A 14,493-nucleotide genomic window follows, 5' to 3' on the forward strand; every position below is an offset into this window, starting at 1 on the left:
TATGCATCTGATATGCGCCGATCGGGTGGCCTTCAACCGCTATTCCTCAGCCGAAAGCGCGACTTCGGCAGCCGCTTCCGGCCCTTCTTCCAGCAGGACGCCGAACCCTTCCTCGTTCAGGACGGGAACCTTCAGCTGCATCGCCTTGTCGTACTTCGAACCGGGGTTGTCACCCACGACGACGAACGACGTCTTCTTCGAGACCGAACCGGTGACCTTCGCCCCGCAGCTCTGCAGCGCCTCCTTGGCGCCGTCGCGGGTGAAGTCCTCCAGGGTGCCGGTCACGACGACGGTCAGGCCCTCCAGCGGGCGGGGGCCCTGGTCCTCGCCGGCGCCCTCGTCCTCCAGCCGCACTCCGGCGGCCTTCCACTTGCGGATGATCTCCCGGTGCCAGTCCTCGGCGAACCACTCCTTGACGGCCTTGGCGACGATGTCGCCCACGCCGTCCACGGCGACGAGCTCCTCCTCGCTCGCCTGCTCGATGCGGTCGATGGAGCGGAACTCGCGGGCCAGCGCCTCGGCCGCGACCGGGCCGACGTGACGGATCGACAGGCCGGTGAGGACGCGGGCGAGCGGGCGTTCCTTGGCGGCCTCGATGTTCTCCAGCATGGCGAGCGCGTTCTTGCGGGGGGCGCCCTCCTTGTTGGCGAAGACGGTGGCGACCTTCTCCTCGCCGGTCTCCGGGTCACGCTTGGGCAGGCCGCTGTCCTGGTCGAGGACGTAGGCCGTGATGGGCAGCAGTTGTTCGACGGTGAGGCCGAACAGGTCGCCCTCGTCCTTCAGCGGCGGGTCCTTCGGCTCCAGCGGCTGGGTGAGGGCGGCCGCGGCGACGTACCCGAAGTGCTCGATGTCCAGGGCCTTGCGGCCCGCGAGGTAGAACAGGCGCTCGCGCAGCTGGGCGCGGCAGCCGCGGGCGTTGGGGCAGCGCAGGTCGACGTCGCCCTCCTTCATCGGCCGCAGCGGCGTGCCGCACTCGGGGCACTCGGCCGGCATCACGAACTCCCGCTCGGTGCCGTCCCGCAGGTCGACGACCGGTCCGAGGATCTCGGGGATGACGTCACCGGCCTTGCGCAGCACCACGGTGTCGCCGATGAGGACGCCCTTGGCCTTGACGACGTCCTGGTTGTGCAGGGTCGCGAACTCGACCTCGGAACCGGCCACGGTGACCGGCTCGACCTGGGCGTACGGTGTGACCCGGCCCGTGCGGCCCACGCCGACGCGGATGTTGACGAGCTTGGTGTTGACCTCTTCCGGCGCGTACTTGTAGGCGATGGCCCAGCGCGGCGCGCGCGAGGTGGAGCCGAGCCGCCCCTGCAGCGGGATCTCGTCGAGCTTGACGACCACGCCGTCGATCTCGTGCGCCACGGAGTGCCGGTGCTCGCCGTAGTAGGTGATGAACTCCCGTACGCCGTCGAGGTCGTCGACCACCCGGTTGTGCGGGGAGGTGGGCAGGCCCCACGTCTTGAGCAGGTCGTACACCCCGGACAGGCGGGAGGGGCCGTCGAAGCCCTCCAGGACGCCGACGCCGTGGACGACCATGTGCAGCGGGAGCGTCGCCGTGACCTTGGGGTCCTTCTGGCGCAGCGAACCGGAGGCGGAGTTGCGGGGGTTGGCGTACGGCTTCTCGCCGGCCGCCACCCGGCGCGCGTTGAGCTCCTGGAAGGCCTCCATGGGGAAGTAGACCTCGCCGCGGATCTCGACGAGCCGCGGGACCCGCTCACCCTTCAGCCGGTGCGGGATCTCCCCGATCGTCATCACGTTGGGCGTGATGTCCTCGCCGATCCGGCCGGTGCCCCGGGTGGCGGCGCGCACCAGGCGGCCGTCCTCGTAGGTCAGGTTCACCGCGAGGCCGTCGACCTTGAGCTCGCACAGGAAGTGGTGGTCGGAGGTGCCGACGTCCCGCTGCACGCGCTCGGCCCACGCGGCGAGCCCGGCGTCGTCGAAGACGTTGTCGAGGGAGAGCATGCGCGAGCGGTGTTCGACCTCGGCGAGGTCGGTCTCGAACTCGACCGCGACCTTCTGCGTCGGCGAGTCCGGGGTGCGCAGCTCCGGATACTCCTCCTCCAGGGCCTCCAGGGAGCGCATGAGTTCGTCGAACTCCGCGTCGCTGATGACCGGAGCGTCCTTCACGTAGTACCGGAAGCGGTGCTCCTCGATCTGCTCAGCGAGCTGGGCGTGCTTCTCCCGCGCCTCGGCGGGCACCGTCGTCTCCGCTTGCTTGTCGCCGGCCACCGTGTTGTCCTCCCGTTACTCTGGGTTGTCCGCGAGGGATCTCGCCGCCCGGACGCAGTGGGCGAGCGCCGCCCGCGCGTACCCGGGTGAGGCGCCCGCGAGTCCGCACGCCGGGGTGAGGGTGACCGTCTCCGCGAGAAGTCCCGGTCGCAGCCCCAGCCTGCGCCACAGCGTCCTGACCCCCATGACGCTACCGGCCGGGTCTGACAATGCGGTGTCCGTCCCGGGCACGATCCCGGCGAACAGCCGGGTGCCCCCTTCCACCGCTTCCCCGATCACGTCGTCGTCACGCTCGGTGAGCAGCGAGAAGTCGAAGGAGACCGCCGCCGCGCCCGCCCGGCGCAGCAGGGCGAACGGGACGTCCGGTGCGCACGAGTGGACCACCACGGGGCCGCCGCCGTGCACCCCGATCAGGTCCCGGAGCGTGGCCTCGACGACCTGCCGGTCGAAGGCCCGGTGGGTGCGGTACCCGCTGGCGGTCCTGACCTGCCCGCGCAGCACGGCGGTCAGGGACGGCTCGTCGAGCTGGAGCACGAGGTGCGCGCCGGGCACCCGGCGTCGTACCTCCTGAAGGTGCAGCCGCAGGCCCTCGGCCAGGGAGGCGGCCAGGTCGCGGCAGGCGCCCGGGTCGGAGAGCGCGGCCTCGCCGTTCCTCAGCTCCAGCGCGGCGGCCAGCGTCCAGGGGCCGACGGCCTGCACCTTCAGCGGTCCCTGGTAGCCCTGGGTGAACTCCTCCAGCGCGTCGAGGTCCTGGCCGAGCCAGGACCGGGCCCGTTTGGTGTCCCGGCCGGGCCGGTCGCCGAGGCGCCATCCGCTGGGTTCCACCCGCGCGTACAGCTCGACGAGCATCCCGGCGGTCCGGCCGATCATGTCGGCGCCGGGCCCGCGGGCGGGCAGCTCGGGCAGGAACGGGAAGTCCTCGAAGGTCCCGGTCGCGGTCTTGGCGGCCTCGCGGGCGTCTCCACCCGGCAGGGAGCCGACGCCGGTGGCCGCGCCGAAGGTGACCTTGCTGTTTTCGCTCACCCGGGAAGCCTACGGAACATTCCCGCCGGTTCACCGCCCCGGGCGCACCGTCAGGTCGTTGACCTCCGCGTCGCCGGGCAGGTCGACGGCCATCAGGATCGCCGTCGCGACCGACTCCGGGTCGATCCACTTCGACGGGTCGTACTCCTTGCCCTCCTGCTGGTGGACCCTGGCCTGCATGGGGCTGGCGGTGCGGCCGGGGTAGACCGAGGTGACGCGGACGCCGTTGGCGTGCTCCTCGTGGCGCAGCGCGTCGGCGAGCGCCTTCAGGCCGTGCTTGGAGGCGGCGTACGCGGACCAGTCGGCGTGGGCGGTCAGTCCGGCGCCGGAGTTGACGAAGACGACGTGGCCGCGTGCGGCGCGCAACTGGGGGAGGAAATGGCGGGTCAGCTCGGCGGGGGCGATCAGGTTGACGTTGAGCTGGTGGCGCCACGTCTTCGGGGTCAGTTCGCCGACCGGGCCGAGGTCGACGACGCCCGCGATGTGCAGCAGGCTGTCCACGCGGTCCGGGAGCGACTGGTGGGAGAAGGCCCAGGACAGCCTGTCCGGGTCGGCCAGGTCGCCGACGAGCGTCCGCGCGCCGGGGAAGTGCGCCGCCAGTTCCTTCGCGCGGCCGGCGTCGCGCGCGTGCAGCACGAGGTCGTCCCCGCGCGCGTGCAGGCGGCGGGCGACGGCCGCGCCGATGCCGGAGCCCGCCCCGGTGATCACATGTGTAGCCATGCCCGCATCATCGCAGCCCGCCGCTCTCCTCCAGGTAGGCCAGTGCCCCGACCGGCTCCTCGGCGAAGAACACCAGGTCGGCCAGCGGGCGCGGCAGGAATCCCTCGTCCTCCATGCGCCGGAACTGCTCCTTCAGACCGTCGTAGAAGCCGGCCGTGTTGAGCAGGACGACCGGCTTCTCCGTGTGGCCGTGCTTCTTCAGTTCCAGGATCTCGGTGGCCTCGTCGAGGGTTCCGGTGCCCCCGACCATGATCACCACGGCGTCCGACTTCTCCAGCAGCAGTCTCTTACGCTCGGAGAGGTCCGCGGCGATGACCATCTCGTCGGCGCCGGTGCGCGCCTTCGCCGCCAGGAAGCCCACGGAGACGCCGCAGAGCCTGCCGCCCGCCTCCTGCACGCCGTCGGCGACCACCTTCATCAGGCCGACGTCCGAACCGCCCCACACCAGCGTGTGCCCGCCCTTGCCCAGCAGGACGGCGAACTCGCGGGCGGGGCGGGTGTAACGGTCGTGGAGGTCGGCGGCGGAGAGAAAGACGCAGATTCGCATGGGGGTCACCGTACGCGGGAAGATCCGGGCGTCCGCGAGCGCTTTTCCGGTATGGCCGAAGGACACAAGATCACCATCGAGCAAGCCGACCAGCGCGTGCGCGCGGTGCACGGCGACCAGGTCCTCGCGGAGACCTCACGGGCCCTGGTCCTGAGTGAGACGGGCTGTCCGCCGCGGTACTACATCCCCGCCGAGGACGTCCGCCTCGACCTGCTGACCCCGTCCGGCACCCACACCCACTGCCCGTTCAAGGGAACGGCCTCCTACTGGTCGCTGCCCGGCGCGGCGGACCTGGTGTGGGCCTATCCGGACCCCAAGCCGGAGGTGAGCGAGATCAAGGACCACCTCTGCTTCTACGAAGTGGAGGTGTCGTGAGCGGTTGACCGCGAGGATTCGCCCGCGGTGCGGCAGTCTCGTCAGACATGGACAAGAAGACCATTTCAGGAGACGGCACCCCTATCGCGTACCGGCGGACCGGACGGGGCCCCGCGGTGATCCTGGTGAGCGGTGCGATGTCGACGGGCGCCACCGTGGCGCCCCTCGCCCCGTTCCTGGAGGACCGCTTCAGCGTGGTCGTCTACGACCGCCGGGGCCGCGGTGAGAGCGGCGACACGGAGCCCTACGCGGTGGCCCGGGAGGTGGAGGACCTCGCGGCGCTGATCGAGGCGGTCGGCGGGCAGGCCGCGCTGTACGGCATCTCCTCGGGCGGCGCCCTGGTCCTGCGGGCGGCGGCGAGCGGGCTGCCGGTGCGCGCGGCGGCGGTGTACGAGGTGCCGTTCGCCGTGTACGAGGGCGGGGCCGAGGAACGCGCCGAGTACACCGAACGCCTCACCGAGGCGCTGGCCGAGGGCCGCCGCGGGGACGCGGTCGAGCTGTTCCTCAGGGCCACCGGCCTGGCCGAGGCCATGATCCAGGGCGCCCGCCGGTCCCCCATGTGGCCGGGCATGGAGACGCTCGCCCCCAGCCTGGCCTACGACGACGCGGTGATGGGCGACGGGCTGGTCCCCGAGGAACTGCTGGCCTCGGTCCCGGTCCCGGTGCTCTCCATCGCGGGCGACGCGAGCCCGGACTGGATGCGCCGGGCCGCCCGGGCGGTCACCGACAACGTGCCGCAGGGCGTGTACCGGGAACTGGCGGGCCAGACCCACATGGTGGACCCGCACGAACTGGGCCCGGTGCTGGCGGAGTTCTTCACTACGGCCGCGCCCGCCGACCGCGGGTAGGGGCGCGACGGCGGAGCCGGCCGCACCGGGCGGGAACGCCCGGCACGGCCGGCTCACGGGTGCCGGGACTCCGGCCGGAAGGCGCCTACTTCAGGTAGCCGCCCTTGAAGCCGCTCTGGTCGGCCCACACGCGCTGGCGACCGTCCCAGGCGATGCCCTTCCACTCGCCTTCCCAGATGGTCTCGGCGGTGGCGTTGTTCGCCGGGTCAGCGGAGATCCACTCCTTGACCGGGCTGTGGGAGTACGAGAGGAACGGCACGCGGTTGATGTGCGAGGCGTACCCGTTGTAGACCTTGACCACGCGGGACGAGGTCGTGCGGTAGTTGACCCCGATCTTCACCGTCGTGACCGTGACGCCGAGGATCTTGTCGGTGACCCTGTACCAGGCGTTCCAGTCGTAGTACCGGGCCGTCGGGTCGGAGAGCTCCTCGTCGGTCGTGGGGGCGCTCTCGACCTGGTCGATCCCGGTCTCCGCCTCCAGGACGACGTCGCCGTTCTCGCTCGTCTTGGTCAGTTCGGTCTCGTACGCCTCCTCGTTGATGGAGTCGACGTCGGTGACGTCCGAGAGGAAGTCGCCGAGTTCCTGGCCGCGCTGCGAGTCGTTCAGGTAGGTGATGAACTGTTCCTGCTCGCTGTCGGAGAGTCCCTGGAACTCGTCCAGCGTCTGCTGGGCGTCCGTGTCGCCCAGCTCCACCTGCTCCACGAGGTACGCCTCGTACGACGCCGGAGTGGAGCCGACCTCGTCCGCAGCGGACGCCGTCGCCGGCAGAGCCGCCATGGTGATCGCCGCCGCCGTGACGGCAGCCATCCCGACGAGTTTCGTACGGGTCGTCTTCACGGTCTTACGCATGTCTACTGCCTCCGTTACGTGAATGAGAAACACGAAGCGAAAAGAGCAGCAGGGAAAGCGCGCGGTGCGATGAATGGAGACATTGTTCTGATCGACAGACAATGCCTGCGCCCCCCTACAAGCGTTCTACGCCATTCCCCTTTCGGCGTTTCCGCTCACCTGTGATCTTTCCATAAGGAAGACCACCAGGAAAGCCCTTACTCTTTTATTTGAGCTTTTATTGAGCTTTAATCCGGCGTGACCCGGCGAGATGATCCGGAAAAGCGGGAAGCCCCCGCACCGGTCAGGCGCAGGGGCTATTACCAGCCATTTCCAGGGGTCAGAACCGGACGACGAAGTTGTCGACCGTGCCGGTGTCGCCGGCGCCGACGTCGTCGACGCGCAACTTCCACCAGCCGTTGACCGGCAGGTCGGTCGCGTCGACCGTGTAGACCTTCTTGAGGGTGCCGCCGGGCTCCTCGCCGTTGTCCTTCAGGGCGTGCATGGAGCCGTCGGGCGCGATCAGATCGATCTTGAGGTCTCCCAGGTACTCGTGCTCGACGTGCACGTACACCTGGAGCTTGGCGGAGCCGACGCCGGACAGCCCGGCGGTCTTGGTCCAGATCTCCACGTAGTCCTTGTCCGGAATGGCCTTCACGGTCTGGTTCTCGTACGACGGGAACCCGAGCGACCAGCCCGCGAGGGTCCCCGTGGAACCGGCGGCCGAGTCCGTGACCTTCAGCGTCCACGTGCCGTTCGCGACCGTGTCGGTGGCGTCCACGCCGTACGTCGTCCGGAGCGTGCCGCCCGCCTCGGAGCCGTACGGCTTGAGCGTGTACGACTTGCCGTCCGGGCTGGTCAGCACGAGCCGGAGGTCGCCGATCCTGGTGTGGGTGAGGTCGGCGTACACCTGGAGCGGGCCGGCGGCGTTGCCGTCGATCCCGGAGACGCCGATGGTGGAGGTCAGCGTGCCGGTGTCGGGGACCACCTGACTCTCCGTCGACTCGAACGGAGTCGGGAAGATCAGCGACCAGGTGGTCAGTGTGCCGGCGTCCCCGTCGTCGGTGTCGGTCATCCGCAGCGTCCACTCGCCGTCGGCCGGTGAGCCGGAGGCGTCGACCGTGTACGTCTCGACGATGTCGTCCGCGCCGTCGGAGGCGGCGGCGCTCTTGAGCGGGTACGTCGTGCCGGTGGGCGAGACGAGTTCCAGCTTGACGTCGCCGCGGTACGGGTGGGTGATGTTGACGAACGCCTTGAGGTTCTTCGGTGCGTCGCCCGGGTATTCGCGGACGGTCACCGAGGAGGTGGCCGGGGTGCCGGCCGACGAGCCGGTGGGCGCGTCGGGGATGGCCACGTCCTTGTCGTTGTCGACCTGGAAGGCGCGGGGCTTCTTGTCGCCCTCGGGCTTCTCGTCGACCGCGGCGGCGGCCCTGGCGACGTTGATCCGGGGGATGCTGACGCCCGCGTCGTCGGTGATGGGCGTGCCGGTGGTGGCGAGCAGCGACAGCAGGCCGGCGAGACTCTCGGCGGGGTAGGCCTGGCGCAGGACGGCGAGCGAGCCGGTGACGTGGGGAGCGGCCATGGAGGTGCCGCTCTTGGAGTCGTAACCGCCGCCGGGCACCGAGGAGACGATGCCGTTGCCGGGCGCGAACAGGTCCAGGAGCGGACCGTGGTTGGAGAACGAGGCGATCTCGTCGTCGTCGGTGGTGGCGCCGACGGAGACCGCGTCGGGGACGCAGGCGGGGGCGTTGACGGCGGTGCCCAGGCCGTTGTTGCCGGCGGCGACGACGGTGGCGATGCCGGCCTCGTAGAGCTTGTCGATGACCGCCTTGCGGGCGTCCTTGGTGCACGCGGAGGTGTAACTCGCTGATCCCAGGCTGAGGTTGGCGGCGACGATCGGCACGCCGTCCTGCTGGAGCTGCCACACCTTCTCCAGGGCCGCGACCTGGGCGCTGGTGAAGCTGCGCACGCACGGCGTGGCGGCGGCCGTACCGCAGTACTTGGTGGAGTCGAACTTGCTGAAGACCTGCATGGCGACGATGTCGGCGTCGGGTGCGACGCCGGTGGCGGGCGCGTCGCTGAGCCCGGTGCCGTCGCCGGCGGCGATGCCTGCGACGTGGGTGCCGTGGTCGCAGCCTTCCAGGGTGGCGCAGGGTCCGGCGGCGGAGTCGGCGGCGCCGGTGCCCTCCTGGGTGGCGGCGCCGTTGCCGCAGAGGCTGGTGGAGCCGTAGGTGGTGTCGACGGGCGAGAAGCAGGCCTCGGCGACGACCCGGCCCTTCAGGAACGGATGGTGGGTGGCGACGCCGGTGTCGATGACGGCGACCGCGCTGCCCTTGCCGGTCTTGCCTGCCTTGTGGGCGTCGTCGGCGCCGATGATCGGGATGCTCTCGTCCAGCGTCGGCGCGGACAGTTCGTCCTCGGTGACGCTGACGACGCCCTCCTGGGCGGCCAGGGCATCGAGCCCGCTCCGGTCGACCCTGAGGGTGACCATCGGCAGGGTCTGGTACGACATCAGCGTCTCACCGGCGGACGCGGCGCTGGAGAGGTCGTCGCGGCTGTCGGTGACGACGATGACGCGGACGGTGTCGCCGTCGGCCGTCTCGTCGTACAGCGGCGGGTCGATCGGGTCGTCCGCCGTGGTCGTCACGGCGGTGCCCGCCGACGCGGCGGCGTGGGCCGGGATCGCGCCGAGGGTCACGGCCATCACCGTGGTGATGACCGTCGTCCATATCCGTCTCTTCATATCACTCTCGAAATGTGAACGGGCATGACTGAGCCCGCATGCGGTGAATGGAGAATTCGGCCCGGGAAGACCGGGAGGTGAAGGCCTTGCCGAGAATCAGATGGCGCCGGCGGCCGGAATCCCTGTCGTACGCATATCCACTGCCTCCGTTGCGTGAATGAGAACACGTACCGAACCAAGACAGCAGGGAAAGCGCTTCATGCGCGATATGAAGGCATCGCGGTCAGCTCTGCCTGCGCCCCCCTACAAGCGGTCTCGCCTTCCCCTTCGGCGACCCCGCGCATCGATGATCCTTCCATGCGGGCGGGGATCGGGCGAGCATTCCGGATTCATTTGAGCTTCAATTGAGGGTGGCGCGGCGGCATGCCCGAAAAGACCGCAAGTTCTCGGTGGCGCCTGGGGCACGGCGCCACCGTGCCCCGTCCGCACCGACGGCAGGGCCCGTCCTCGGAGTGGTCCGGGACGGGCCCTGCGAGACGCCTGCGCCCGCGGCGCCGGCGTCCTGGGACGGGTGGGGGGAGGAGCTAGCCGACGGGGGCCGTCGCGCGGGTGGTGGTGGCGATGGTCGCCGAGCCGACCACGCGGGTGCCGTCGTAGAGGACGATCGCCTGGCCGGGGGCCACGCCGCGGACCGGCTCGGTGAAGGTGACCTCCAGGCGGCCGTCGACCGGCTCCGCCCGCACCTCGGTCTCGCCGCCGTGGGCGCGCAGCTGGGCGGTGTAGGTGCCGGGGCCGGTGGGGGCCGCTCCGCACCAGCGGGGCCTGATCGCGGTGAGCGCGGAGACGTCCAGGGCCTCGGCCGGGCCGACGGTGACGGTGTTGTTCACGGGCGAGATGTCCAGCACGTAGCGCGGCTTGCCGTCGGGCGCCGGGGTGCCGATGCGCAGGCCCTTGCGCTGGCCGATGGTGAAGCCGTACGCGCCCTCGTGCGTGCCGAGCTTCGCGCCGGACTCGTCGACGATGTCGCCCTCGGCCCTGCCCAGCCGCCCAGCCAGGAAGCCCTGGGTGTCGCCGTCGGCGATGAAGCAGATGTCGTGCGAGTCGGGCTTCTTGGCGACGGCGAGGCCGCGCCGCTCGGCCTCGGCGCGGATCTCGTCCTTGGTGGTGACCGTGTCGCCGAGCGGGAACAGGGCGTGGGCGAGCTGCCGGTCGTCGAGCACGCCGAGCACGTACGACTGGTCCTTGGCCAGGTCGGAGGCGCGGTGCAGCTCGCGCGTGCCGTCCGCGTTGCGGATCACCTTGGCGTAGTGGCCGGTGCACACCGCGTCGAAGCCCAGCGCCAGCGCCTTGTCGAGCAGGGCGGCGAACTTGATCTTCTCGTTGCAGCGCAGGCACGGGTTGGGGGTGCGGCCGGCCTCGTACTCGGCGACGAAGTCCTCGACCACGTCCTCGCGGAACCGGTCGGCGAGGTCCCAGACGTAGAACGGGATGCCGATGACGTCGGCGGCGCGGCGGGCGTCGCGCGAGTCCTCGATGGTGCAGCAGCCCCGCGCGCCGGTGCGGAACGACTGCGGGTTCGCGGAGAGCGCGAGGTGGACGCCGGTCACGTCGTGGCCGGCCTCCGCGGCGCGGGCGGCGGCGACGGCGGAGTCCACTCCGCCGGACATGGCGGCGAGGACGCGGAGGGGGCGCTGCGGGGTGTCAGTCATAGCCCCTCAAGGGTAAGGGCCCGCGGGAACCGGAGCCCGCGAGTATCCGTTGTGGATCACATGGGGGCAGAGGCGGGGACGGGGAAGAGCGACGGGGACCGGCGGATCGGCCGGCGGGCCCTGCTCGTGGGCGGGGCGGCGGCCGCCGTGGGCACGGTCGCGCTGGCGCGCGAGGAGCTGGCGCACCTGTGGTGGCGGCTGCCGGGGGTGCGCAGGCCTCGGGTCGAGGGCGCGGTGGATTTCCGGGGCGCGCGCTGGGTGGCGGCCTCCCCGGCGAACTTCCGGTGGGCGGACCGGCCGGACGACTACCGGATCGACCGCGTGGTCATCCATGTCACCCAGGGCAGCTACGGCAGCGCGGTGAAGGTCTTCCAGGATCCCGGCCACCAGGCCGCGGCCCACTACATCGTGCGCCGGGACGGCCGGATCACGCAGATGATCCGCGAACTGGACGTGGCGTTCCACGCGGGCAACCGGGCGTACAACGAACGCAGCGTCGGCATCGAGCACGAGGGCTTCGTGGCGGACGCGTCCTCGTTCACGGACGCGATGTACGCCGCCTCGGCCCGCCTGACGGCGGGGATATGCGGGCGGTACGGCATACCGGCGGACCGGGAGCACGTCATCGGGCACGTGGAGGTGCCCGGCACGGACCACACCGACCCGGGCCCGCACTGGGACTGGGAGCGCTACATGCGGCTCGTACGGCGCGCGCGGGCCTGACCCGGGGTCACCGTGCCCGGGGCGGGGGTGGCGCCCTGAAGGGGCGCCCGGAGCCGCGCGACCGGCCACGAAACGGTGCCGCGGACGGCTGCGGCACAACCACCCGGCACCCGCCGCGGAGCGTTCAGGTCAGGCCCGCCGCGCGGGCGCGTTCCACCGCCGGCCCGATCGCCTTCGCGACGGCCTCGATGTCGGCCTCCGTGGAGGTGTGGCCGAGGGAGAAGCGCAGGGTGCCGCGGGCGAGGGCCGGATCGGCTCCGGTGGCCAGCAGGACGTGGCTGGGCTGGGCGACGCCCGCGGTGCAGGCGGAGCCCGTGGAGCACTCGATGCCCTGGGCGTCCAGAAGCAGCAGCAGGGAGTCGCCCTCGCAGCCCGGGAAGGTGAAGTGGGCGTTCGCCGGGAGCCGGTCGACCGGGTCGCCGCCGAGGATGGCGTCCGGGACGGCGCCGCGGACGGCCTCGATCAGGCTGTCGCGCAGGGCGCCGATCTCGCGTTCGAACCATTCGCGCTGCTCGGCGGCGAGCCGTCCGGCGACCGCGAAGGAGGCGATCGCGGGGACGTCCAGGGTGCCGGAGCGCACGTGCCGCTCCTGTCCGCCGCCGTGCAGCACGGGCACGGGGCTGTGCTCGCGGCCGAGGAGCAGCGCGCCGATGCCGTACGGGCCGCCGATCTTGTGGCCCGAGACCGTCATCGCGGCGAGCCCCGAGGCGGCGAAGTCGACCGGTACCTGGCCGACGGCCTGGACCGCGTCGGCGTGCAGCGGGATGCCGAACTCGCCGGCGACATCGGCGAGTTCACGGACCGGCAGGACCGTGCCGATCTCGTTGTTCGCCCACATCACGGTGGCCAGGGCCACGTCGGCCGGATCGCGGGCGATCGCCTCGCGCAGGGCCTCGGGGTGGACCCGGCCGTAGGAGTCGACCGGCAGGTACTCGACCGTGGCGCCCTCGTGCTCGCCGAGCCAGTGGACGGCGTCCAGGACGGCGTGGTGCTCGACGGGGCTGCTCAGGATGCGGGTGCGGGCCGGGTCGGCGGCGCGGCGCGACCAGTACAGGCCCTTGACGGCGAGATTGTCGGCCTCGGTGCCGCCGGAGGTGAAGACGACCTCGCTGGGGCGGGCGCCGAGCGCTTCCGCGAGGGTCTCACGGGCCTCCTCGACCGTGCGGCGGGCCCTGCGCCCGGAGGCGTGCAGGGAGGAGGCGTTGCCCGTGACGCTCAGGTGCGCGGCGAGTGCCTCGACTGCCTCGGGCAGCATCGGCGTGGTCGCGGCGTGGTCGAGGTAAGCCATGATGCCCCGATTCTACGGGGCCCTCCGCGCGGGCCGTCGGTCGCGGCAGGTCTGGCAGGCGCGGCAGGGCGGCGGTGCCTTCGGCCGTGCCCCGTCGTCCTCGGGGCGTCGGCCGTGTGCCGTGCCGGGCTCACCCGGGCTCACAGGCTCCAGGAGACGGTGTCGGACATCTCCATGGCGATCAGCAGGACGGCCAGGTCGGCCACGCCGAGGGTCATGCCCAGGTACGCGCGTCCGCGGCGGGTGGTGCCGCGCCAGAGGGCGACGCCCGCGAGCACGATGGCGACGGGGCCGAGGAAGACGTTCAGCACGAGCAGGCCGAGCAGGCCGAGGATGAAGGACGCGACGGCCATGCCGTCGGCGTCGCGGGCGGGCGAGCGGGGCTCGGTGCGGCGTGCGGTGGCCGGGGCGGTGAGGTGCATGGTGCTCAGCTCCTGTGGGTCGGTGCGGACGGTCGTCGGTGCTGACGTCAGTGGGCCGAGGTCCGGCGGCGGTTGTGGCGCTCACGGACGGCGAAGACGCCGAGCCAGACGGCGATGCCGACGGCCGCGGCGGCGCTGACGGTCAGCGGCGCGTGGGCGACGGTGCCCAGCACGACGCCGAGCAGCATGAACGCGGCGACGAGGAACAGCATGAGATTCGATCCCCCTCCGGGGCGTCCAGGGGACGCCACTCGATGACATCTCGGTGAACGGTTGTAGTAACACTTGTTCACTGACTACCGAGTCTAGCGTGTTCCATGCCTTTCAAATTCCGGAGAACAGTTGTTAACTGCATGGCATGAGTCACACCCTCGGCATCCGGCAGGCCCAGAAGCAGAAGACCCGGCAGGCACTCCTGGACGCGGCGCTCGCCCTGCTGGAGGAGCAGAGCCTGAGCAGCCTGGGCCTGCGTGAGGTCACGCGCGCCGTCGGCGTCGCCCCGACGGCCTTCTACCGCCACTTCCGCTCGACGGCGGATCTGGGCGTGGCCCTGGTCGAGGAGGCTCTGGGCAGCCTGCACCCGATGATCCGGGCGACGGTGTCCGCGGACGACGACATCGACCAGCGCATCGCGCGCGCCGTCGAGTTGATCACCCGTCATGTCGACGCGTACCCCGCTCACGTCCGTTTCATCGCCCGCGAGCGGCATGGCGGGGTCCAGCCGGTGCGGGAGGCGATCCGCGAGCAACTGGAGCGGTTCGCCGAGGAGGTGAAGGCCGAACTGGCCAAGGACCCGCAGTCCGCGGGCTGGAGCGACGACGACCTGCTCATGCTGGCCCATCTGTACGTCGACCAGATGCTGATCACGGCCTCGCTGTTCCTCCAGGCGCTGGAGGCCCCGGCGGAGGAGCGCGACCGCGTGACCCGGCGCGCCACCCGGCAGCTGCGGCTGATCACGGTGGGCCGGGACCACTGGCTGGACTGAGCCCGGACAGCGGGCGGGGGGGGGGGGGGGGGGGGGGGGGGGGGGGCCCCCCCGCCCCCCACCCCCCCCCCCCCCCCCCCCCCCCCCCCCCCCCCCCCCCCCCCCCCCC

The 14,493-nt window shown here is 71.5% G+C and carries 14 protein-coding genes; 4 read left to right on the forward strand and 10 right to left on the reverse strand.

Translation table 11 applies throughout. The features are described 5' to 3' along the window. Nucleotides 1-39 precede the first annotated feature (39 nt). From ligA to ACZ5GT_RS37840, 4 genes are read right to left on the reverse strand one after another with little or no spacing between them, the layout of a single operon-like run. Nucleotides 40-2,232, reverse strand: a complete 2,193-nt coding sequence (gene ligA, locus ACZ5GT_RS37825) for an NAD-dependent DNA ligase LigA (RefSeq protein ID WP_469035672.1) — start codon at nt 2,230-2,232, stop codon at nt 40-42. A gap of 15 nt (nt 2,233-2,247) precedes the next feature. Continuing rightward, nucleotides 2,248-3,255 carry a methionine synthase gene (locus ACZ5GT_RS37830; RefSeq protein ID WP_469035674.1) on the reverse strand — a complete coding sequence of 336 codons (1,008 nt, stop codon included), beginning with the start codon at nt 3,253-3,255 and terminating at the stop codon, nt 2,248-2,250. Nucleotides 3,256-3,285: 30 nt separating this feature from the next. Beyond that, entirely contained in the window at nt 3,286-3,975 is a 690-nt protein-coding gene (locus tag ACZ5GT_RS37835; protein ID WP_469035676.1) for an SDR family oxidoreductase, read from the reverse strand. A gap of 7 nt (nt 3,976-3,982) precedes the next feature. After that, a complete protein-coding gene (locus ACZ5GT_RS37840; protein WP_469035678.1) occupies nt 3,983-4,522 on the reverse strand; it encodes an LOG family protein in 540 nt (179 codons plus the stop codon). A gap of 51 nt (nt 4,523-4,573) precedes the next feature. On the opposite strand from ACZ5GT_RS37840, the gene ACZ5GT_RS37845 reads away from it, so the two are divergent. After that, a complete protein-coding gene (locus ACZ5GT_RS37845; protein ID WP_469035680.1) occupies nt 4,574-4,897 on the forward strand; it encodes a DUF427 domain-containing protein in 324 nt (107 codons plus the stop codon). Between the two features lie 47 nt (nt 4,898-4,944). Further along, nucleotides 4,945-5,745, forward strand: a complete 801-nt coding sequence (locus ACZ5GT_RS37850) for an alpha/beta fold hydrolase (protein WP_469035682.1) — start codon at nt 4,945-4,947, stop codon at nt 5,743-5,745. 85 nt (nt 5,746-5,830) lie between these two features. Here the strand turns inward: ACZ5GT_RS37850 and ACZ5GT_RS37855 are convergent, their stop codons facing one another. From ACZ5GT_RS37855 to mnmA, 3 genes are all read right to left on the reverse strand, one after another. Further along, nucleotides 5,831-6,595: a hypothetical protein gene (locus ACZ5GT_RS37855; protein WP_469035683.1), complete on the reverse strand. Its 765-nt coding sequence runs from the start codon at nt 6,593-6,595 to the stop codon at nt 5,831-5,833. Between the two features lie 319 nt (nt 6,596-6,914). Further along, nucleotides 6,915-9,317 carry a proprotein convertase P-domain-containing protein gene (locus ACZ5GT_RS37860; protein ID WP_469035685.1) on the reverse strand — a complete coding sequence of 801 codons (2,403 nt, stop codon included), beginning with the start codon at nt 9,315-9,317 and terminating at the stop codon, nt 6,915-6,917. A 524-nt stretch (nt 9,318-9,841) separates the two neighbouring features. Next, complete coding sequence (gene mnmA, locus ACZ5GT_RS37865; RefSeq protein WP_469035687.1) at nt 9,842-10,966, reverse strand: tRNA 2-thiouridine(34) synthase MnmA; 1,125 nt, start codon at nt 10,964-10,966, stop codon at nt 9,842-9,844. Between the two features lie 60 nt (nt 10,967-11,026). On the opposite strand from mnmA, the gene ACZ5GT_RS37870 reads away from it, so the two are divergent. Beyond that, entirely contained in the window at nt 11,027-11,689 is a 663-nt protein-coding gene (locus ACZ5GT_RS37870; protein ID WP_469035690.1) for an N-acetylmuramoyl-L-alanine amidase, read from the forward strand. Between the two features lie 124 nt (nt 11,690-11,813). Here ACZ5GT_RS37870 and ACZ5GT_RS37875 read toward each other — a convergent pair whose 3' ends face one another. The 3 genes from ACZ5GT_RS37875 to ACZ5GT_RS37885 all read right to left on the reverse strand — a co-directional run bounded on the left by ACZ5GT_RS37875 (nt 11,814) and on the right by ACZ5GT_RS37885 (nt 13,611). Then, on the reverse strand, nt 11,814-12,977 hold the full coding sequence (locus ACZ5GT_RS37875) for a cysteine desulfurase family protein (protein WP_469035691.1): 1,164 nt from the start codon (nt 12,975-12,977) through the stop codon (nt 11,814-11,816). A gap of 140 nt (nt 12,978-13,117) precedes the next feature. Further along, entirely contained in the window at nt 13,118-13,399 is a 282-nt protein-coding gene (locus tag ACZ5GT_RS37880; RefSeq protein WP_469035694.1) for a DUF4190 domain-containing protein, read from the reverse strand. A 47-nt stretch (nt 13,400-13,446) separates the two neighbouring features. Continuing rightward, nucleotides 13,447-13,611, reverse strand: a complete 165-nt coding sequence (locus tag ACZ5GT_RS37885; RefSeq protein ID WP_324789686.1) for a hypothetical protein — start codon at nt 13,609-13,611, stop codon at nt 13,447-13,449. Between the two features lie 146 nt (nt 13,612-13,757). On the opposite strand from ACZ5GT_RS37885, the gene ACZ5GT_RS37890 reads away from it, so the two are divergent. Continuing rightward, nucleotides 13,758-14,384, forward strand: a complete 627-nt coding sequence (locus ACZ5GT_RS37890; RefSeq protein WP_469035696.1) for a TetR family transcriptional regulator — start codon at nt 13,758-13,760, stop codon at nt 14,382-14,384. The last annotated feature ends 109 nt before the right edge of the window (nt 14,385-14,493 follow it).

The sequence above is a fragment of the Streptomyces sp. NPDC031340 genome (assembly GCF_055569945.1).